The 21,311-nt window shown below is 60.7% G+C and carries 19 protein-coding genes; 7 read left to right on the top strand and 12 right to left on the bottom strand.

The window, feature by feature from the left end; genetic code table 11:
- Positions 1–32 precede the first annotated feature (32 nt).
- The 9 genes from aruF to acs form a co-directional block, all read right to left on the bottom strand.
- Positions 33–1,052, bottom strand: a complete 1,020-nt coding sequence (gene aruF, locus BM382_RS10095) for an arginine/ornithine succinyltransferase subunit alpha (protein ID WP_011062770.1) — start codon at positions 1,050–1,052, stop codon at positions 33–35.
- Positions 1,053–1,185: 133 nt separating this feature from the next.
- The gene (locus BM382_RS10090) at positions 1,186–2,406 is read right to left on the bottom strand and encodes an aspartate aminotransferase family protein (protein ID WP_019093134.1); all 1,221 of its coding nucleotides are present in this window, start codon (positions 2,404–2,406) and stop codon (positions 1,186–1,188) included.
- A 362-nt stretch (positions 2,407–2,768) separates the two neighbouring features.
- Positions 2,769–3,749, bottom strand: a complete 981-nt coding sequence (gene argR, locus BM382_RS10085; RefSeq protein WP_011062772.1) for a transcriptional regulator ArgR — start codon at positions 3,747–3,749, stop codon at positions 2,769–2,771.
- Between the two features lie 112 nt (positions 3,750–3,861).
- A complete protein-coding gene (locus BM382_RS10080) occupies positions 3,862–4,626 on the bottom strand; it encodes an ABC transporter ATP-binding protein (protein ID WP_011062773.1) in 765 nt (254 codons plus the stop codon).
- 23 nt (positions 4,627–4,649) lie between these two features.
- Entirely contained in the window at positions 4,650–5,762 is a 1,113-nt protein-coding gene (locus BM382_RS10075) for a succinylglutamate desuccinylase/aspartoacylase family protein (protein WP_019093133.1), read from the bottom strand.
- 1 nt (position 5,763) lies between these two features.
- Positions 5,764–6,462, bottom strand: coding sequence for an ABC transporter permease (locus tag BM382_RS10070; protein WP_011062775.1), 699 nt, complete (start codon positions 6,460–6,462; stop codon positions 5,764–5,766).
- The gene (locus tag BM382_RS10065; protein WP_011062776.1) at positions 6,459–7,148 is read right to left on the bottom strand and encodes an ABC transporter permease; all 690 of its coding nucleotides are present in this window, start codon (positions 7,146–7,148) and stop codon (positions 6,459–6,461) included. Before BM382_RS10065 ends, BM382_RS10070 begins: the two co-directional genes overlap by 4 nt.
- 92 nt (positions 7,149–7,240) lie before the next feature.
- On the bottom strand, positions 7,241–8,017 hold the full coding sequence (locus BM382_RS10060; protein ID WP_011062777.1) for an ABC transporter substrate-binding protein: 777 nt from the start codon (positions 8,015–8,017) through the stop codon (positions 7,241–7,243).
- A 603-nt stretch (positions 8,018–8,620) separates the two neighbouring features.
- Positions 8,621–10,576, bottom strand: a complete 1,956-nt coding sequence (gene acs, locus BM382_RS10055; protein WP_011062778.1) for an acetate--CoA ligase — start codon at positions 10,574–10,576, stop codon at positions 8,621–8,623.
- 411 nt (positions 10,577–10,987) lie between these two features.
- Here acs and BM382_RS10050 point away from each other — a divergent pair, with 411 nt between their 5' ends.
- The 3 genes from BM382_RS10050 (at position 10,988) to BM382_RS10040 (ending at position 14,385) form a co-directional block, all read left to right on the top strand.
- Positions 10,988–11,251, top strand: a complete 264-nt coding sequence (locus tag BM382_RS10050) for a DUF2790 domain-containing protein (RefSeq protein ID WP_011062779.1) — start codon at positions 10,988–10,990, stop codon at positions 11,249–11,251.
- A gap of 749 nt (positions 11,252–12,000) precedes the next feature.
- Positions 12,001–13,248 (top strand): ribonucleotide-diphosphate reductase subunit beta, encoded by a 1,248-nt coding sequence (locus BM382_RS10045; protein WP_011062780.1) that lies wholly within the window; start codon positions 12,001–12,003, stop codon positions 13,246–13,248.
- 156 nt (positions 13,249–13,404) lie between these two features.
- Complete coding sequence (locus tag BM382_RS10040) at positions 13,405–14,385, top strand: hypothetical protein (protein ID WP_011062781.1); 981 nt, start codon at positions 13,405–13,407, stop codon at positions 14,383–14,385.
- 12 nt (positions 14,386–14,397) lie between these two features.
- Here the strand turns inward: BM382_RS10040 and BM382_RS10035 are convergent, their stop codons facing one another.
- Positions 14,398–15,597, bottom strand: a complete 1,200-nt coding sequence (locus BM382_RS10035; RefSeq protein ID WP_072442759.1) for a hypothetical protein — start codon at positions 15,595–15,597, stop codon at positions 14,398–14,400.
- Positions 15,598–15,718: 121 nt separating this feature from the next.
- Positions 15,719–16,534, bottom strand: a complete 816-nt coding sequence (locus tag BM382_RS10030) for a sulfite exporter TauE/SafE family protein (RefSeq protein ID WP_011062783.1) — start codon at positions 16,532–16,534, stop codon at positions 15,719–15,721.
- Positions 16,535–16,648: 114 nt separating this feature from the next.
- Here BM382_RS10030 and BM382_RS10025 point away from each other — a divergent pair, with 114 nt between their 5' ends.
- Complete coding sequence (locus BM382_RS10025; protein WP_011062784.1) at positions 16,649–17,440, top strand: AraC family transcriptional regulator; 792 nt, start codon at positions 16,649–16,651, stop codon at positions 17,438–17,440.
- A gap of 106 nt (positions 17,441–17,546) precedes the next feature.
- Positions 17,547–17,864 carry an XRE family transcriptional regulator gene (locus BM382_RS10020; protein ID WP_026020019.1) on the top strand — a complete coding sequence of 106 codons (318 nt, stop codon included), beginning with the start codon at positions 17,547–17,549 and terminating at the stop codon, positions 17,862–17,864.
- A 169-nt stretch (positions 17,865–18,033) separates the two neighbouring features.
- Here the strand turns inward: BM382_RS10020 and BM382_RS10015 are convergent, their stop codons facing one another.
- A complete protein-coding gene (locus BM382_RS10015) occupies positions 18,034–19,092 on the bottom strand; it encodes an MBL fold metallo-hydrolase (protein ID WP_072442757.1) in 1,059 nt (352 codons plus the stop codon).
- A 203-nt stretch (positions 19,093–19,295) separates the two neighbouring features.
- Here BM382_RS10015 and BM382_RS10010 point away from each other — a divergent pair, with 203 nt between their 5' ends.
- On the top strand, positions 19,296–19,904 hold the full coding sequence (locus BM382_RS10010; protein WP_011062787.1) for a TetR/AcrR family transcriptional regulator: 609 nt from the start codon (positions 19,296–19,298) through the stop codon (positions 19,902–19,904).
- A gap of 183 nt (positions 19,905–20,087) precedes the next feature.
- Positions 20,088–21,158 (top strand): diguanylate cyclase, encoded by a 1,071-nt coding sequence (locus tag BM382_RS10005; protein ID WP_072442754.1) that lies wholly within the window; start codon positions 20,088–20,090, stop codon positions 21,156–21,158.
- The last annotated feature ends 153 nt before the right edge of the window (positions 21,159–21,311 follow it).

The following is a 21,311-nucleotide window of genomic DNA, read 5'->3' as shown; positions in this document are numbered from 1 at the left end:
TAGGCTTGCTTTCCAGGTAGTGAAAGCAGGCGTTAAACCGCCACCAGGCGCACGCTGGCGCCTTCGCCGACGCCCAGGGCTTCGGCGGCTTGCAGGTCCAGGGTCACCGGTTTGCCCGGGGCGTAATCCAGCTCCAGCAACACGGCGCGGTAATCCTGCAACTGGCCGTTGGAGACCAGGTACTGGCGGCCGCCGCCCTTGGCTGCTTCACCGATCTTCACCGGCACCACGCGGCTCTGGGCAATCGAGCGGATACCCGAGACCCGCGCATGCAAGGTCGGGCCACCGTCGAAGATGTCGATGTAGTGATCGGTTTCAAAACCTTCGCGCATCAGGATGTCGAAGGTGATCTGTGCCCGCGGGTGCACCTGGCCCATGGCTTCCTGGGCCGCATCCGGCAGCAGCGGCACGTAGATCGGGTAATGGGGCATCAGCTCGGCGAGGAAGGTCCGGCTTTTCAGGCCGCACAGGCGCTCGGCCTCGGCGTAGTTGAGGTCGAAGAAGTTGCGCCCGATGGCATCCCAGAACGGCGAGTCGCCATGCTCATCGCTGTAGCCGACGATCTCGGTCACCACCGAATCGGCGAAGCGCTCCGGGTGGCTGGCGACGAACAACAGGCGGCCGCGGGAGTTGAGCTCCGACCAGGCCGAGCCCACCAGCTCCGGGACCACGTAGAAACTGGTCAGCAGGCTGTTGCCGGTGAGGTCGTGGCACTGGGACAGGACGTGGATCTTGTTGTGGATCTTCAGCTCGCGGGAAGCGTGGACGAAGGTTTCGTTGCGAAAGCTGTAGAACGGCTCGGAGTAGCCGGCCGAGGCGACAATCGCCGAGCAGCCCACCAGCTTGCCGCTGTCGGTGTCTTCCAGGACGAAGAAGTAGCTCTCTTCACCGTTGAAGCTCACTTCAGCGGCGAACGAAGCCTCGCTTGCGGCGATCTTGTCGCTCAGGCGATCCACATCATCCGGCAAGGAGGTGACACCAATCGGGCTGTCTGCAGCCAGACGCTGTACCTCGCCCAGATCAGCCATTTGCGCGGGGCGCATCACCAGCATGGTGTCACTCCTTACTCTAAAACAGGTCGGAAACCGTCCGACTCAGGGAAAAAAATGCCGGGATAGCCCGGCACAGGAATTAGGCTCGACGCCGGCCGCAAAGGCCGGCGCCGAGAAGCACCGCCGCCCTGGATCAGGCTTGAGTCAATTTCGCCACGGCGCGCTCGAAGCGGTCCAGGCCCTGGTCGATATCGGCATCCTCGACCACCAGGCTCGGCGCGAAGCGCACCACGTCAGGGCCGGCTTGCAGGATCATCAGGCCTTCTTTCTCGGCCGCGTTGAACACGTCCTTGGCCTTGCCCTTCCAGGCCTCGCTGAGCACGCAGCCGAGCAACAGGCCCAGGCCGCGGACTTGCGTGAACAGGCCGTACTTCTCACCGATCTGCAACAGACGGGTCTTGAAGCGGTCGTGCTTGGCTTTCACACCATTGAGCACCTGTGGGGTGTTGATCACGTCGATCACCGCCTCGGCCACCGCACACGCCAGCGGATTGCCGCCGTAGGTGGTGCCGTGGGTGCCGACTACCAGGTGCTTGGCCAGCGCTTCGGTGGTCAGCATCGCCGCGATCGGGAAACCGCCACCCAGGCTCTTGGCGCTGGTGAGGATGTCCGGGGTCACGCCGTAATGCTGATAGGCGAACAGCTCGCCGCTGCGGCCCATGCCGGTCTGCACTTCGTCGAACACCAGCAGCGCGTTGTGCTGGTCGCACAGCTCGCGGGCGCCTTGCAGGTAGGCCAGCTCGGCCGGCAGCACGCCGCCCTCGCCCTGGATCGGCTCCAGCACCACGGCGCAGGTCTTGTCGGAAACCGCGGCTTTCAGGGCGGCCAGATCGTTGTACGGCACATGGGTGATGCCGGTGATCTTCGGACCGAAGCCATCGGAGTACTTGGACTGGCCACCCACGTTCACGGTGAACAGGGTACGGCCGTGGAAGCTGTTCAGGGCGGCGATGATTTCGTACTTCTCGGCGCCGAAACGATCGTGAGCCACGCGACGGGCCAGCTTGAAGGCGGCCTCGTTGGCTTCTGCGCCGGAGTTGCAGAAGAACACGCGCTCGGCGAAGGTGGCGTCGATCAGCTTGTGGGCCAGGCGCAGGGCCGGCTCGTTGGTGAAGACGTTGGACACATGCCACAGCTTGCCCGCTTGCTCGGTCAGTGCGCCTACCAGGGCCGGATGGGCGTGACCCAGTACGTTGACCGCGATGCCGCCGGCGAAGTCGATCAGTTCCCGACCCGACTGATCCCATACTCGGGACCCCGCGCCACGCACAGGAATGAAGGCCGCAGGTGCGTAGTTGGGAACCATCACCTGGTCGAAATCGGCGCGTTGCACCGGAGCTTGCTCAACGGACATCGGAGTCTCCTGAAGAGGAACACCCGCCTGAAACTGGCGAGCGATGGAGGGATTGTAAGGACAGTTTTGTGCCCGGCCTTGTCGCCAAGCGACAACTTCTTATAGCGCCAACCCAGGTTTTAAGCGGGTTTATGGCAATGCGACAAATTGCGTCGCAAAGGCGCAGTTTAAACTGCGCACAGCCTCAGCGGCAGATTTGCCGGGCAATTTGCCCAAGGTAATTACCCAGGTAGTTACGAGGCGGGCAGCCCCAAATCTCGAAAAGGTTATCGACGTTACGACAAGAGGACGTCGAACGGGATTTTGCGGGCGAGCGGGTGGCCTGTGGGATTCGCCGGCAATCCGGCTCCTACAATACGGGGTCAACCGCGCTCCGAAGGCACGGAGGAGAGTTCGAACGGGCTGCTGCTGCGCCGCTGATTGCGATCTTCGCGCGGGGTGGCGCCAAAGAAGTTGCGGTAAGCGCTGGAGAAGTGCGGGCCGGAAGAGAAACCACAGGACAGGCCAATCTGAATGATCGACTTGCTGGTCTGCATCAGCATCTGCCGGGCCTTGTTCAGGCGCAGCTCCAGGTAATACTGGCTGGGCACGCGGTTCAGATACTGCTTGAAGATCCGCTCCAACTGACGACGGGAAACACAGACGTGCTGGGCAATCTCGTCGGTGGTCAGCGGCTCCTCGATATTGGCCTCCATCAGCAGCACTGCCTGGGTCAGCTTCGGATGGCTGGAGCCCAGGCGATTTTGCAGCGGGATACGCTGGCGCTCGCCGCCTTCACGAATGCGCTCCACCACCAGTTCCTCGGACACCGCACCGGCCAGCTCGGCGCCATGATCCCGGGCCAGCACCGCCAGCAGCAAGTCCAGCACCGACATGCCACCGCACGCGGTCAGGCGATCACGGTCCCAGTCGAACAGATGGCTGGTGGCGATGACCTTGGGAAAACGCTCGGCGAAATCATCCTGCCAGCGCCAGTGCACCGCTGCCCGATAACCATCGAGCAACCCCAGTTGTGCCAAGGGGTAAACCCCGGCTGACAGCCCACCAATCACACAGCCGGCACGCACCAGCTGCTTGAGGGCACTGCTCAAGCCGGAACTCATCGGCGCCGGCGGCTCGTCCGCCAGCAGGAACAGTTTCTGACAACCTTCCAGCTTGCCCGCCCAAGGCTCGCCCGGCAGTTGCCAGGCGCCTTCGGCCGGGGCCTCAGCCTGCAGGAAAGCCAGCTCATAGACCACTTCCGGGTGCACCCGCTGGGCAACACGCAAGGCCTCCTCAGCCAGCGCCAGCGTCAAGGCTTTAGTGCTGGGCCAAATCAGGAAACCAATTCGATGGGCAGTCATGGCGGGCAATCCGAAACGAAAACAAGGTGAGAAGCCAAGGGCGGCAGCACCAAGTTAGACCATCTGGCGCGCGGTGCGCAGCATGACCTAATTTGGTGCACAACGGCAGCTATTACTTGAGGCTGCCCGAGAGGAATTGTTGCAAACGTTCTGATTGCGGGTTCACCAGCACTTCACGCGGGTTGCCGCTCTCTTCCACCACACCCTTGTGCAGGAACACCAGCTGGTTGGACACCTCACGGGCAAAGCCCATTTCGTGGGTCACCACCACCATGGTCCGGCCTTCCTGGGCCAGGGCCTGCATGACCTTCAGGACGTCGCCCACCAGTTCCGGGTCCAGGGCCGAGGTCGGCTCGTCGAACAGCATGACTTCCGGTTCCATCGCCAGGGCCCGGGCAATCGCCACCCGTTGCTGCTCGCCACCGGACATGTGCCCCGGATAGGCATCCTTGCGGTGCGCCACACCGACCTTGGCCAGGTAGTGCTCGGCCTTCTCGCGAGCCTCGGCCTTGGACACACCCAGCACATGCACCGGCGCTTCCATGATGTTTTCAATCGCGGTCATGTGCGACCACAGGTTGAAATGCTGGAACACCATCGACAGGCGCGAGCGCATGCGCTGCAGCTGCTTGGGATCGGCGGCCTTCAAGGCGCCGTCCTTGTTGGCTACCAGCTTCAGCTCTTCGTTGTTCAGCAGGATCTTGCCCGCATGGGGCTGCTCCAGCAGGTTGATGCAGCGCAGGAATGTACTCTTGCCCGAGCCACTGGAGCCGATGATGCTGATTACATCGCCAGCTGCGGCCTTCAGGGACACGCCCTTGAGCACTTCGTGACTGCCATAGCGCTTATGCAGGTCTTGGACTTCAAGTTTGTACATGCGGACGGTTCTCACAAAAACAGTCAGTCGTTGAGCAAGCGCCCGTGACGCAGCGCTTCACGCCCCGCCACCTTGGCCAGCCAGAAACCGGGTTGGGCATAACGCAGCCGCTCAACGGCGAACAGCACGCCGCTGGTGCCAGCACACACCGTGCTGACCCGATCGGATAGGGGATCAATCACTTCAAAAACCGGCTCGCCCACCTCCACCCAGCTACCGGCCGGACGCAGAAAGCTCACCACGCCGGGGTGCGGCGCATACAGCAGTTGGGTGCCTTCGAAAGGCATGGCCTCGCAGGCTTCGCGCCCGGGGGCCGGCCAGTCACCGGCAATCAACCCCTGCTCGGCAAGAAACGCCAGGATGCCTTCGGCGTGCGCTTGGGCCTGAGGCCGCCCGGTGTCGGCCTGGCCGCCCAGCTCGAGGGTGGTTGCCAGGCAAGCCAAGGGGATCTGCGCTTCAGGGAACTGCCGCGACAGGCGCAACCAGGGCAACGAACAGGCTTCGTCGAACGAACTGCCACCGGAATCTTCCGCCAGCAGGCCGACCTTCACATCCAGGTGCGCGGCCAGGGAGCGCCACTGCGGCCAATGCTGCGGCAATGCATACATGTGCAGCGCCGCCTCGGCATCGCAATGCAGGTCCAGCACCACATCAGCGCTGCAGGCATGGCTCAGGAGCACCCGCTGCATGCCCTGCAACTGGCTGGACGCCGGCGGTAGCTCAGCCAGCACCTCGGCCATGGCCTGGCGAATCAGGCGCACATTGGCGTGCGGATCATCCCCCAGGCGCCCTTGCAGGCGCTGGCCGACCGGCTCGCTCAACTCGACGAAATCACGGTTGAAGTTCTTGCCGCTGCCAGCCTCGAAACGCCCCTGGTGATTGCCTTGCAGCAACTGGCCCAGGCCCAGCGGGTTGGCCACCGGCACCAGCTCGATGACGCCGTTGAGAGTCCCCTGGGCTTCCAGTTCGCCGAGGCGCTTCTTCAGCTCCCAGGCAGTACGCATGCCCGGCAACTCGTCAGCATGCAGGCTGGCCTGGATATAGGCCTTGCGCTCGCCGCTGCCGAAACGGAACACCGAGATATGCCGCTCGCTACCCAGGTGATTCCAGGGCAATGGATGATCGATGCGTTCCATATCAGTGCTTCCGCGGCGCCAGGTAGCGCAGCCAGCGGCCTTCGGCCAGCTTGAACAGGCGCACCAGGATAAAGGTCAGGCACAGGTAGAACACGCCGGCGGTGATGTAGGCCTCGAACGGCAGGTAGTACTGCGCGTTGACCGTCCGCGCCGCGCCGGTGATGTCGATCAGGGTCACGATGGACGCCAGACTGGTGGTCTGCAGCATCATGATCACTTCGTTGCTGTACTGCGGCAGTGCGCGGCGCAGAGCCGATGGCAAGAGAATGCGGCGATACATCTTGTAGCGCGACATGCCCATGGCCTTGGCCGCCTCGATCTCGCCATTGGGCGTGGCCTTGAGGCTGCCGGCGATGATTTCCGCGGTGTAGGCGCTGGTGTTGATGGCAAAGGCGAGGCAGGCGCAGAAGGTCGCGCTGGACAGCCAGGGCCAGAGGAAACTCTCGCGCACCGCTTCGAACTGAGCCAGGCCGTAGTAGATCAGGAACAGCTGCACCAGCATTGGCGTGCCGCGGATCACATAGGTGTAGAGCCAGGCTGTCATGTTCACCAGCGGCTGCTTGGACACCCGCATCAGCCCCAGGGGCAGCGCCACCAGCAAACCGAAGAACAGCGACAGCGCCAGCAGTTTCAGGGTGGTCAGCAGGCCGCCGAAGTACAGCGGCAGGGCCTCATAGATGACGTTGTAGTCGAAGATCATAGATCAGCCGCCCTTACGCCTACCGAGTAGCGCTTCTCAAGGTAACGCAGTGCCAGCAACGAGACACTGGTGATCACCAGGTACATCGCCGCCACTGCAAGGAAGAAGGTGAATGGCTCGCGAGTGGCATCCGCCGCCTGCTTGGCCTTGAACATCATGTCTTGCAGGCCCACCACGGAAATCAGCGCGGTCGCCTTGGTCAGTACCAGCCAGTTGTTGGTGAAGCCGGGAATCGCCAGGCGAATCATCTGCGGCACCATCACCCGGAAGAACACCTGGAAGCTGCTCATGCCGTAGGCCATGCCGGCTTCCGCCTGCCCCTTGGGGATCGCCATGAAGGCGCCACGGAAGGTTTCGGAGAGGTAGGCACCGAAGATGAAGCCCAGGGTGCCGATACCGGCCGCCAGCGGATTGAGGTCGATGTAATCGTCATAACCCAGCAGCGGCGCCACCCGGTTGAGCAGATCCTGGCCACCGTAGAAGATCAGCAGGATCAGCACCAGGTCGGGAATACCGCGGATTACCGTGGAGTACAGGTCGCCCAGCCAGGCCAGCCAGCGCACCGGCGAGAGGCGCAGCGCAACCCCGATCAGACCCAGAACAATGGCCAGGGCCATGGACGACAAGGCGAGCTGAAGCGTCAGCCAAGCGCCATCGAGGATGACAGCCCCGTAGCCTTTCAACATGATTCAGGTCCTCGAAAATTGGGATGAAAAAATGGCGCAAACTTCAGAGACTCTGCTGCTTGCGCCATCTCGGACTGACTGATTCGACGGTCTTACTTGCCGTAGATGTCGAAGTCGAAGTACTTGTCCTGGATTTGCTTGTACTTGCCGTTCTCACGAATGGCAGCGATGGCGGCGTTGATCTTGTCCAGATCGGCCTTGTCGCCCTTGCGCACGGCGATCCCTACGCCGTCGCCGAAGTATTTGACGTCGGTGAAGGCCGGACCGACGAAGGCGAAGCCCTTGCCAGCGTCGGTCTTCAGGAAGCCGTCATTCAACAGGGTAGCGTCCGCCACGGTACCGTCGAGGCGACCGGCGGCCACATCCAGGTAGATTTCGTTCTGCGAGCCGTAAGGCTTGATCTGCGCACCCAGGGGAGCCAGCACTTCACGGGCGAAACGCTCGTGGATCGAACCGCGCTGCACGCCGATGTTCTTGCCCTTGAGCTCGGCCAGGCCGTCGCTGATCTGGGTACCGGCCTTCATCACCAGACGCGCCGGGGTGTTGTAGTACTTGTTGGTGAAGTCCACGGATTTCTTGCGATCGTCAGTGATCGACATGGACGAGAGGATGGCGTCGATCTTGCGAACCTTCAGTGCCGGGATCAGGCCGTCGAACTCTTGCTCGACCCAGACACACTTGACCTTCATCTCTTCGCACAGGGCGTTGCCGATGTCGTAGTCGAAACCGACGATGCTGCCGTCCGGCGCCTTGGAGGCAAACGGAGGGTAAGCCGCTTCGATACCAATTTTCAGCGGCTTTTCATCGGCGAAAGTCGGCAGGGACAGCACGGACAGTGCCAGGGCGCCAAGAAGCACGAGTTTCTTCATCTTAGAACTCCATCGGTAAAGGGCGAAAACGGCAGAGTGAGCGACAGCCCAATATGCGAATGGGTGAAACAGCAAGTAGCGGCGCTGCGGCCCGGGCAGCCCGCAGGGGGCTCACACACAGGCAACGACGAGCGAGTGACCGGCATTCTAACGACAGGCTGGAAGCCGATATTTCCTCAATGCGACAACAAATTACAGAAGCATCGAGAATGCCTGGCTAGCGCATTGACAGCTCTTCAATTCTATGCAAGAGCGAAAGACGGGGAACCGATCTATGCTGCAAATTGCGGGCCTATTATTGGCAAAGCCTTCTATTCCGGCAAGCGCAGCGTGATGACTTATTTTTTATAAGGATATAAAAGGCCCTGAAATGGGGCCCGGCGTTTCCCATTGCCCCGAAATTAGGCGCAAGGTTACATCTTCGGCCGTACCGGTAACATTCGGATACACCGAACGGATAAATCCGATATTTATTCGCCCCTTCTTCGCGGGCAAGCCGGCACCTGCAACAGCCACGCAGAGGGCTTTGCGGCCCATCGCCACCGCACAAAAAAGCCCCGCCCGGCACAGGGCCGGGCGGGGCTGGGTGACTCGAAAACCGCCTCAGGCGACGTTCATGGTCTTGTGGGTATCGATCAGGTGCTGCACCACACTCGGGTCAGCCAGGGTCGAGATATCGCCCAGACCGTCGTACTCCGCCGTGGCGATCTTGCGCAGAATCCGCCGCATGATCTTCCCGGAACGAGTTTTCGGCAGGCCCGGCGCCCATTGGATGACGTCCGGCGAGGCGATCGGCCCGATTTCCTTGCGCACCCAGTTCTTCAATTCCAGGCGCAGGGCTTCGTTCGGCTCTTCGCCACCATTGAGGGTCACATAGACGTAGATGCCCTGCCCCTTGATGTCGTGAGGTACGCCCACCACCGCCGCTTCGGCGACCTTCGGGTGCGCAACCATGGCGCTTTCGATTTCGGCGGTACCCATGCGGTGCCCGGAGACGTTGAGCACATCGTCCACCCGACCGGTGATCCAGTAGTAGCCATCTTCGTCGCGACGGGCGCCGTCACCGGTGAAGTACATGCCACGGAACGTCTTGAAGTAGGTATCGACGAAACGATCGTGGTCGCGGTACAGGGTCCGTGCCTGGCCTGGCCACGAGTCGAGAATCACCAGGTTGCCCTCGGCCGCGCCCTCGATGATGTTGCCCAGGTTATCCACCAGGGCCGGCACCACGCCGAAGAACGGACGCGCTGCGGAACCCGGCTTCAAGGCATGCGCCCCCGGCAGCGGGCTCATGAGGGTGGCGCCGGTCTCGGTCTGCCACCAGGTGTCGACGATCGGGCAGCGGGACTGACCGACGTTCTTGTAGTACCAGTCCCAGGCTTCCGGGTTGATCGGCTCGCCCACCGAGCCCAGCAGGCGCAGGCTGCTGCCATCGGCGCCTTCGCAGGCAGCGGTGCCCGAAGCCATCATGGCGCGGATTGCGGTCGGTGCCGTGTAGAGGATGTTGACCTTGTGCTTGTCGACGATCTTCGCCACCCGAGTGACATCCGGGTAGTTCGGCACACCCTCGAACAGCACGGTGGTGGCGCCGTTGGCCAGCGGGCCGTAGACAATATAGGTGTGGCCGGTGACCCAGCCGACGTCGGCGGTGCACCAGTAGACTTCGCCCGGGCGGTAGTCGAACACCCGCTCATGGGTCAGCGACGCATACAGCAGGTAGCCGCCGGTGGTGTGCTGCACGCCCTTGGGCTTGCCGGTGGAACCGGAGGTATAGAGGATGAACAGCGCTTCTTCGGCGCCCATCTCTTTCGGCGCGCAGACGCTGCCGGCGACTTTCATCAAGTCTTCGTACCAGATGTCGCGGTGCTGGTTCCACTTGATGTTGCCACCGGTGCGCTTGCACACGATGACCTTCTGAATGCTGCTGGTTTCCGGGTTGGTCAGGGCATCGTCGACATTGGCCTTGAGCGGCACTTTCTTGCCGGCACGGATACCTTCGTCGGCAGTGATCACCACCTTGGAGCGGCAGTCGATGATGCGCCCGGCCAAGGCTTCAGGGGAGAAGCCGCCGAACACCACCGAGTGGATCGCGCCAATGCGGGTACAGGCCAGCATGGCCACCACCGCCTCGGGAATCATCGGCATATAGATAGTCACCACGTCGCCGCGGTGCACGTCCTGGCCACGCAGGGCGTTGGCGAACTTGCAGACTTCCTCATGCAGTTCGCGGTAGGTGATGTTGCGGCTTTCGGAAGGATCGTCGCCTTCCCAGATGATCGCGATCTGATCACCGCGCTCGGCGAGATGGCGATCCAGGCAGTTGTAGGAGACGTTCAGGGTGCCGTCGGCGAACCACTTGATATCGACATGGTGATCGTCGAAGGAGGTCTGCTTCACCGTGGTAAAAGGCTTGATCCAGTCGAGACGCTTGGCCTGTTCGCGCCAGAAACCGTCCGGGTTCACGACCGACTGCTGGTACATGGCCTTGTAGGTCGCCTCGTCAGTCAGCGTATTGGCCAAAACCTCGGGACGAACGGGATACAGAGAAGCCGCACTCATCTTTCTTACCTCGGTGACATAGTTGTTTTTGTATGACCCCGTTGTAGCCGGGGGGCGTCTATAGAACCATTCGACGATGGTAGTAACAACCCCCTGCGAAATACCCCTTCATTTGCCAAATCCCTTCAAGAATGCGCCTTACAGCGATATCCACCCTACCCAAAAAAGTTCCAGCCAGCTGCCAAACAGCCCTTTTTCGGCGATTGTTACAAAAACTGTCAAAGGTGTTTATCAAAAGTACGCCTATATGACTGCGGCCCCCGCGCCTAAAATCTGCCTCGCCCAACAGGCAATCTGATTAACCAAGTTGCAGCCCCCACGAAGGCAGTTAATCAAACTTCTACTCAAGTTCCACACGCAGCCCCATAAAGGCTGCGTGACCTCACACGACCTTAGAAAGGTAAAACGCAAATGAAAGCTTTATTAGTTCTGGCCCTCAGCAGTCTGTGCGTAACCGCGATGGCTGATGAGATCCCGACTGATGTCGCCAACCAGCAAGTACCGGTAGAGGAATACACTTACTCGACTGATCTGGATATCGCCAAAGTTATCTCCATGAGCGAAGTTCCAGAAGTATGCGAAGTTGTACCAGCGCGCATGGAATATGAAGACTCCCACGGCCAGCGGCATATTCTTCAATATCGCGTAATGGGCAACGGTTGCTCTAACGGCTAATAGCAAAGTTCATTGCACATACCTTGATGACTGCCGGCCGCAAGAAATCCCTCTTGCGGCACAGATGCCTGGTGACTACCCACCCATGGGCAGTAAAAGGCCTCAGCCTGACGACGTGCGAGCCCGGCAATCGCACGCACCTTTCCTCCTGAGGTTGATGGCCTCCTCATGGCACCGCCACGACCTTGCGAGCAACTCCAGCGACGGCTTCGACGGAGGAAATCCGGCCACCCCCTGAAGACCTGCTCCAAGAGATTTCCCAAGGCAAGACCGAGCGATTCGAGTTGTGTTCAAAACCTCAAAAAGGCTTGCAAAAACACAACATCTAGTAAAGTTGGCTATTTTTTGGCCATTTCCAGCTATTTTTTTCAAGCGTGAAAAAAAATCTTCAACCGCCAAAGCCTTGTAAACCCGCGCTCTGCTCCAAGTCCCCCCCCTTCTCGGGCTCGCCTGCGCCCATCGGTCGCCCCACGCCCCCGAAAATATCCTTATAATGCGTCCTCAAAACGGGCCTGCAACATTCCCTTACCGGATGAAAACGACCTGCTGAATCCTGCGCAGGAGCTGGTACGCCAAGCTCCGCCCGACAGCGGTCACCAGGCACCCGGACACGTATTTCTGTTTATTGCCTGCGTTCACTGCTGCAACAAACGATTTCCAATGATTTAACGCGGCCAGCGTGCCGTGTGAAAAACCACCCCTTTTGTTTTCACACGGGCATCTGGCCCTCGAGCAGGAGACGACACGTCATGCTGAGCTGGGACGAATTCGACAAAGAAGAAGGTGAAGTTGCGGTCAAAGGCGCCAACGCCGGCCACGCTACTGAAGCCAACATGGACCGCCTCGACAGCGCCGGTGGCGCCGCCGCTCTTGAAGCCCGCGCCGTGACCGCCAGCGACTCCGCTGCCGTTGCCCGCGCCAAGGCGTCTCTGGATCAGCTCGACATCGCCGAAGGCCTGGCTGAACTGGAAGGTTCTTCCGCCCGTGTCGCGGTTGACGAGAAGCGCATGATCAACTGCCGCGCCGACCTCAACCAGCTGGTGCCGTTCAAGTATGACTGGGCCTGGCAGAAGTACCTCGACGGCTGCGCCAACCACTGGATGCCGCAAGAGGTCAACATGACCGCCGACATCGCCCTGTGGAAAAACCCGGAAGGCCTGACCGACGACGAGCGTCGCATCGTCATGCGCAACCTGGGCTTCTTCTCCACCGCCGACTCCCTGGTTGCCAACAACCTGGTACTGGCCGTGTACCGCCTGATCACCAACCCGGAATGCCGCCAGTACATCCTGCGCCAGGCGTTCGAAGAGGCGATCCACACCCACGCCTACCAGTACTGCATCGAATCGCTGGCCATGGATGAAGGCGAGATCTTCAACATGTACCACGAGATTCCATCGGTCGCGAAGAAAGCCGCCTGGGGCCTGAAGTACACCCGTTCGATCTCCGATCCGAAGTTCGAAACCGGCACCGTCGACACCGACAAGGAACTGCTGCGCAACCTGATCGCCTACTACTGCGTTCTGGAAGGCATCTTCTTCTATTGCGGCTTCACCCAGATCCTGTCCATGGGCCGTCGCAACAAAATGACCGGTGTCGCCGAGCAGTTCCAGTACATCCTGCGCGACGAATCCATGCACCTGAACTTCGGCATCGACGTGATCAACCAGATCAAGATCGAAAACCCGCACCTGTGGGATGCCGAGATGAAGGAAGAAGCGACCCAGATGATCCTCCAGGGCACCCAACTGGAGATCGAATACGCTCGCGACACCATGCCGCGCGGTGTACTGGGCATGAACGCCGCGATGATGGAGGACTACCTCAAGTTCATCGCCAACCGTCGCCTGTCGCAGATCGGCCTGAAGGAAGAGTACCCAGGTACCACCAACCCGTTCCCATGGATGAGCGAGATCATGGACTTGAAGAAAGAGAAGAACTTCTTCGAGACCCGCGTGATCGAGTATCAGACTGGCGGCGCCTTGAGCTGGGATTGATTCCCGGATCAATGACACAAACAAGAAGCCCTGACTTGGTCAGGGCTTTTTTATTGGCCGCACCAATGTACACAGGGACTGGTTCATCAAAGTACGTGCAGGCTGCATGACCTGCCGCTATAAAGAACCCTCTTCCGCTTAAGGATCAAAGCGCCCATGAAATTCGATACCGCGTACTGCATCAGCCTCGACGACAAGTTGTCGATCTATGACGTGCGTGATCTGAATTTCGATGAAACCCTGGTCTTCGATTCGGCCAGGGAAAGTTTCCAGTGCCCCAACGATGAATGCCGCGCAGCGTTCGATAGCACTAATCAACTGGGCACTTTCAACGCCAAGAACGTCAACTACATCCGCACGCCGCATTTCAAGAACCTGCCCGCCACGCTTCATATGGAAGGATGCCCTTATGGGGTCAGCAAAAGCGCCGGTAGCGTGGAAGGCACCGCGACCGAAGAGGAACGCGAGGAGCATTTCCCCTCGGAGCTGCTCTTAAGCCGCCGTGAATACGTGCGCAAGCCGGCCAGCCCCCAAGCGGCAGTGGATGCCCCACAGGACACTCCGCCAGCCGCTAAGGCCAGTTCGCACAAGCCCCATCCCGGGCGCGACACTACCCCGGACAAGACCAGCGTCTTCGCCCACCCAGTGGAGTGCTTTGTGTCGAACATCGACGACAAGGAACTGCTCAAGCGCATGCCGCTGAAGGTCGGCGAACACACGGCCAGCTACGCCTCATTCTTCAAGAGGATCGAGTACCTGCTGGACAACAAGGGGCTTATCTACTGGGGCAAGATCAAGGAGATCAAGGACTACACCCAAAGCTTTCGCATCGATTTCGAGCAGAAAGTCTGGTTCAAGGCCGAGGGCGAAACCAAGAAGAAGCCCTACTCGGTCAATGTCTACCTGAGCAAGAAGCTGATCGACAGCTACCGCAAGCGCAAAGCCTTCCTCGAGGAGATCAAGGGCGCCGCCGACAGCCAGCGGGAGCTGTACTGTTTCTTCTATGGCGTGACGCCGGCACTCAAGCAAGTGCCGAGCAAGAAAGACCCCGAGTCGACCTTCGGGGTCTTCAGCGCCAATATCGAGAACCTGGATCACTTCGTGATCCGTGAGGCGCCGGGGCTGGAAGCAAAATAACCTCCTTCGGTTTCAATGCTTGGGCAGCTCCAGAGCGACGGCCCCGGGGTGCTTCCTGACCAACGCATACGGCAGCACCGCCCACTCAGGCCCGTCACAGGCCCGCGCTACCCGAGGAAAGTAGGCCTTGAGGAACAGCCCCTTGGGAGTGAAGTACCAACTGTTATCGCCCCAGACGCTCTCGTCGCTGTAGTTGCAGCCCTCGTCGGGGTCGGTCGGCTCGCGCATCTTGCCGGGGTACAAGGCGCGAAACTGCTGGACCAGCCAGGGTGCCAGTTTTTCCTGGGTGTATTCGTAGAGGCCTGTGCGCTCAGCTTCGGTGAGACGAGTGTCCCCTTTGCCATTGCGGTCGGTGTGCAATAGCGGTTTGCCTTGCCCCACCCAGAGCACATCGGACAGTGACAACGGGTGGCCACTGTTCACGTCGATATTCATGGGGGAGTCGCCAAAGTCCGGGTGAGCACCGCCGCAGGAATAGCTGGTGGAGATATTCACGCTCAGTACCGCCGGTGAGAAGAACTGTGGTTTTACCGTCTGCATGAATTCGCCCCCCTGGGAGCCGGCTCCCAGCAGGCACTCGTGGTAGGCGCTCACCTCGCGCCACAGACGCTCCATCAACAACTGATTGAGACGCTGTTGCTGAGCTTCCGGGTAACCGCCGACCACCTTGAACATCGACAGCTTCGACCCTGGCTCGCTCCACCATTGCAGGGTGTAACCCATGAAGCTCTGCTGCTTGCCCTGCTTGAGGGCCAGGCCCTGCAGGCGCAGGTATTCGTACAGATCATTCGGATAAAGCTGCGCCAGATAGGGCAACGCATCCGGCTTGGGCGCCTCAGCCTTGGCCGTGGACAACTGCACATCGAGAGTCTTGCCCTTGGAGTCCTGCCACTGCCCCTGCCAGCCATCGGCAGTTTGCTGCAACTTGAAGGTGGGCAGGGCCGCCTGCTCATCGTCAGGGCGGCCTCCTCCCTCCCGCAGCTCCAGCGCCTGCCCGACAAGCGTGCCGTTGAGTGCCAGATCATGGTGATACTTCTGATAGAAATATCGCCCTGTGACGTCCTTGGGATCGCCGGTATTGATTTCCAGCACAATCGGCATCTTGCCCAGAGTGCCGCTGAGAACCTGTCGAGAGGGCGAGGCCTGCAGGCCCTGAAGGTAGATACATAGCAACAGGGCACCGAGGATCTGGCGCATCAATCCGTTGAACATGGAAACTCCCTTGCATGAAAAGGCCGCCAGCGTCGTCAGCAGCGCCTGGGCCTGTGGTAAGCGACGAGCAATTATGGACCGGCGCCCCAGGACAATCGAGCGGCCAAGCGTGACGCTTCTATCACTTCAGGCACATGCTCAGCAGCACCAGAAACAACAGACCGATGTAAACCCTCGCATGTACCCGATCAGGGATCCTGCCGATCCAGGGCGCGGCCAGACGAATACCCAGCAACGAACCCAGGGTGAGGACAAAAAACGCCAGCAGGTCGACATAACCGACAAACCAGGGGCCCAGATCGAAGCGGCTATAGCCTGCCAGCGCCATATAGGTCGCAGTACCCGCCAGCGCCACGGGGACACTCAGCGGATTGGCCATGGAGGTGGCCTGGGTCATGCTCAGGCCGCAGCGACGTAGCAGGGGAACAGTCATGACACTGCCGCCCACTCCGAGAAAGGTAGCGATGACGCCTATTCCTACACCGCCAAAGAGCGTTTCGCCTGATCCCAGGTCACGGGTTTTCTGCCCTACCGACTGTTCAAGAAACCCCCGGCGCAGCAGGCAGTCGGCAATGGTCAGGCCCAGGTAGGCAATAAAGGCATAGCGGATCACCTCGCCACTCACCCACATGGCCCCAGCCGCGCCAACTATCGCCCCCAGCCCGATATAACCACCTAGGGGCCACAGATAGCGGCGGACAAGATTGCCTGCGCGCTGGTGCCTGCCGGTGGCAACCAGGGCGTTGACGATCATCACGCAGGTCGAAGTGGCTACCGCGACATGCATCGCCGCCTGCCCCACAGCCGAATCGGCGCCCTGGCTGCCGAGCAACATCCAGTACAGCAGCGGCACCACCACAAACCCGCCACCAAAGCCGAACAGCACGGCGCTGATGCCCGTCATGCAACCAAAAAGTGCCAACAGTAGATAGAACATCAAGGCGTTTCCATTCAGGTAGACGCCCTGGAAGATAGAACCCCAGCGCTTGGCCGGCTTCAGCAAATTGGCCAATAATGTTTGCGTTTACGCCAAATACGGGACTGTGTCGGCATGCGCAATATCTCCATCGACCAACTGGATCAGACCCCGCGCCCCGTGCTCGCCATTGGCACCGACTACCCAGACGGGCAACGCCTGCCGCGCCATCGGCATCGGCGGGCGCAACTGCTCTATGGCGCCACCGGAGTGATGCAGGTCAGTACCGATCAGGGCAACTGGGTGGTGCCACCGCAGCGGGCGGTGTGGATTCCACCGGGGGTGGAACATGAGGTGCTGATGCTTGGGGTCAGCACTCGCAGCCTGTATATCGAACCGGCCGCGGCGCCACTGGACAGCAGCGGCTGCCGGGTCATCGGCATCTCGCCACTGCTGCGCCAGCTACTGCTGGAAGCAGTGGACATGCCCCTGGAATACGACCTGGACGGGCGCGACGGGCTGCTGATCAACCTGCTGCTGCACGAAATCCAGCGTTGCCCTGGCCTGCCGCTGCACATTCCCTTGCCGGCCGGCGGCCCACTGCTGGAGCTGTGCCGGGCTTTTCTCGCCCGGCCCGATGTCCATCAATCCCCCCTTCATTGGGCAGACCGACTGCATGTCAGCCTGCGTACCTTCAATCGCTGGTTTCGCCAGGAGACCGATATGAGCTTCGTGCAGTGGCGGCAACGGGCCTGCGTGATCCAGGCCCTGGCCCGGCTGGCGGCCGCGGAGCCGGTAACCCGAATCGCCCTGGACCTGGGTTATGACAGCCCTGGCGCGTTCTCCACCATGTTCCGTCGGGTGCTGGGGCAATCCCCCAGCACCTACCTGAATCAAGAGCATCCAGCCCCTGGAAAAGCCTTGTGACCAAAGGCTGGCGCAGTGGCAGAAATTGAGTTTGATCCGGACGCAAAACAACTGTACAAATATCCAGTACAAAGCCAACGCACTGCCTAACCTCCCGGAGAAAACCATGGCCTCTCTCGCGATGAAAATCACCCTGGAACGTATCGCTCTCTATCAATTCACCCCACAACACTGTGCCCAGGCCCGGGACATGCTGGGCTGGGACATGGATCAGCTGTCCCGCGAGTCCGCGGTCTCGGTGCAAGCCATCCAGCGCTTCGAAGCGGGCTACGAGGTCCGTGACGTAACCCGCCTGGCCCTGGCGTTCTGCCTTGAGGCCCAGGGCCTGGTGTTCTTCCCGGGCTTCACCCCTGGCCGCGGCATGAACATCAAGGGAGCCACTCCCAACCCGATGGAGCGGCCCGACTACGCCCTGATCGAATGATCCAGCCGCCTGGGCAAGTGCTCGCACAAGGCCGGTACCGGCAGAGGGGTCGAGCCCGGACGAACCGGCGGGCAGGCCAGGGTTTTGATCCGGGCCTCATGGCGCCGCAAACGGCGGATGCCATGGTCACCATCCTCATAACCCGCCGCCCGGGCGAAGAAGGCCTGGGTCAGGCGGATTCGACGCCCGCCTGCTCCAGTGCACCTTCCACCTCCAGCCACCAGGCGGCTCCCCGCTGCGGCTGCGCCAGGTTGAAGGCTTCGCCCATTTGCGGCGTGGTGATGTTGGTACTGCGCTCCCAGGCCAGGGCCAGGATGCGGTCGAAGGGTTCGTGCCAGGCGTGCATCGCCAGGTCGAAGGTGCCGTTGTGGATCGGTAGCAGCCAACGACCTTGCAGGTCGATGTGGGCCTGCAGAGTCTGCTCGGGCTGCATGTGCACATGGGGCCATTCGACGTTGTAGGCCCCGGTTTCCATCAGTGTCAGGTCGAATGGGCCGTACTGCTGGCCGATACGCTTGAAACCGTCGAAATAACCGGTATCGCCGCTGAAGAAGATCCGCGCGGGGCCATCGATCATCACCCAGGAGGCCCACAAGGTCCGGTTGCCATCGAACAGACCACGCCCGGAAAAGTGCTGCGATGGGGTGGCAACGAAACGGACGCCAGCGACCTCACAGCCCTGCCACCAATCCAGTTGCCGGACCTTGGCCGCCGGCACGCCCCACTTGATCAGGGTATCGCCCACCCCCAGCGGGGTGAGGAAATGCCGAGTCTTGTCCGCCAGGACCAGCACGGTCTTGTGATCAAGGTGATCGTAATGATCATGAGACAGGATCACCGCCTCGATATCGGGCAATTGCTCCAGGCTGATCGGCGGCTGGTGAAAGCGCTTCGGCCCGGCCCATTGCACGGGTGACGCGCGCTCGGCAAACACCGGATCGGTGATCCAGAACTTGCCGCGCATCTTCAGCAGCACGGTGGAATGCCCCAGGCGGTAGACGCTGTGATCGGGCGCCGCCAGCAACTGCTCGCGGGTCAGCGGCTGCACCGGAATGGCTCCGGCCGGGCGGGTATTGCGCGGCTTGTGGAACAACATGTTCCAGAAGATCTGCAGGGTCTTGCCAAAGCCGGCACGACGCACCGGCGCATGGTTGCGAAAAGCCCCCTGCTCCTGGCGCGAGGTTTCCTCGCGGGGAGCACGGGTGATGCTTGACGAGACAGTGGCCATGATTGAAATGACTCCATGGAACGCAGCAAGGTTGCGACGTGGTATTGCGGGACGATCTACTGGCCAAGGCACGCAAGCATCAGCCGCCAATCATCGTTTCGAAGATTAACTACACTACACAGTGTAGTTTCTACATTGCAACAGGAAACAGACGAAGTAGACTGCCGAGTGTTTTTACCGACCACCCTGACCGAACCCAACTTATGACAGCCCCGAAGCGCCTCACCGACCTCAAACGCAGTGCCATCGTCCAGGCGGCGATCAGTGAATTTCGCACCAGCGGTTTCGAGATCACCAGCATGGACAAGATTGCCGCTACGGCTGGGGTGTCCAAGCGCACGGTGTACAACCACTTCCCCAGCAAGGAGGAACTGTTCGCCGAGATCCTGCACCAGCTCTGGGCCAGCATCAGCGCGCAATCGGAAATCATCTACCGCAGCGACCTGCCCCTGCGCGAGCAGTTGGAAAAGGTCGTGCGGGCCAAGCTGCAACTGCTGGCGGACGACAACTTTCTCGATCTGGCCCGAGTGGCCATCGCCGCAGCCATTCACTCGCCGGAACGGGCGCAGAACATGGTGGCGCGGCTTGGCGAACGGGAAGAAGGCCTGACCCTGTGGATTCGCGGCGCCCTGGCCGACGGTCGCCTCAAGCCGGTAGACCCGGAATTCGCCGCGACCCAGATGCACGGCCTGCTCAAGAGCTTCGCCTTCTGGCCGCAGATCACCATGGGCCAGGCGCCACTGGCAACAGGCATGCAAAATCAGGTCGTCGAGTCGGCGCTGGACATGTTCCTGGGCCACTACCAGGCCTGAATTCCCGGGGCACTTATGCTCACCGAACCGCAGCCGGCGGTCGCCACCACTGTGAAATGGCTTGGAAGGACACTGATTATTCTCACTGGAATAAATGACAATATTCACCAGACTGATCCGATAAACGGCTAAGCCGAAAAAACACCACAAGGTGTTTCAGTACAGAACCTGGTGCAGGAATTTATGGAAAACCAACGCGGCAAGGGGCTGTCATTTGCCCGGCGCATCTATCGGCCAAGGATCATCGGCCTGGGTATCGGCGGTATCAGTGTATTCGCCACCCTCTACCCCCTTGCACTGCCCGGTTGGATCTGGGCCCTGCTCCTGTTCCACGGCCTGCTCTGGCCTCACCTGGCCTATCAACTCTCCACCCGTTCTGCCTTTCCCTACCAGGCAGAACGTCGCAACCTGCTGTACGACTCGATGCTGGGCGGTTTCTGGGCTGCCACCATGCAGTTCAATCCCCTGCCCGCCGTCACCATCCTGTCGATGATGGCCATGAACAATGTGGCCGCCGGGGGGGTGCGTCTGTTCATCCGTGGCGCTCTGGCCCAGGGCATCGGGGTCCTGTTGTCCTGGTCGCTGTTCGGCGCCAGCTTCAATACCCGGATCAGCCCGCTGCAGATCTATGCCTGCCTGCCGATGCTCACGCTCTATCCGCTGGCCGTGGGCATGGTCTGCTACCGGCTGGCGATCAAGCTGTCCGAGCACAAGCGCGCCCTGAGCGCCCTGAGCCGCACCGACAGCCTCACCGGTCTGCTCAACCACGGCTCCTGGAAAGACCTGCTGCATATCAAGTTCCACAAATGCCAGCAGCAACAGATCGATGCCAGCATCGCCCTGATCGACATCGACCACTTCAAGGCGATCAACGACACCTACGGACACATCATCGGCGATACGGTGCTGCGCCATCTGAGCAACGAACTGCGGCGCAACCTGCGTCACGACGACCTCGCCGGCCGCTACGGCGGTGACGAGTTCTGCGTGATCCTGCCGCGCATGGACCGCCAGCAGGCACTGGAGGTCATGGAACGCCTGCGCCAGGTCTTCAGCCAGTACCGGCATCCGCAAGTGGCTGAACTGAAAGTCAGCCTGAGCATCGGCCTAGCCGCCTTCGACCGCGATTTCCAGGACCCTTCAAGTTGGCTCAACGCCGCCGACAAGGCCCTGTACCTGGCGAAAAACAGTGGTCGCAATCGAATTGCCAGCAATGACGACGAGGCTCATTCCCGGCAAACACAAATGGCATAAAAACCCAAAAAACTTATACAAAAAAGAAGTAAAAAACATTTTTGTACAACTTTATTTGGATTTATCCCGGCAATTGCCATCATAATGCCGCCACTTCGCTACCGCACAGGACCTCCATTCGGGGACAAATGCCGTAGCCCATCAATCCAACTA

Origin of the sequence: Pseudomonas sp. NFPP25, assembly GCF_900116505.1 — a bacterium.
Classification (GTDB): Bacteria; Pseudomonadota; Gammaproteobacteria; order Pseudomonadales; family Pseudomonadaceae; genus Aquipseudomonas; species Aquipseudomonas protegens.
This window is presented reverse-complemented; position numbering and strand designations above follow the sequence as displayed.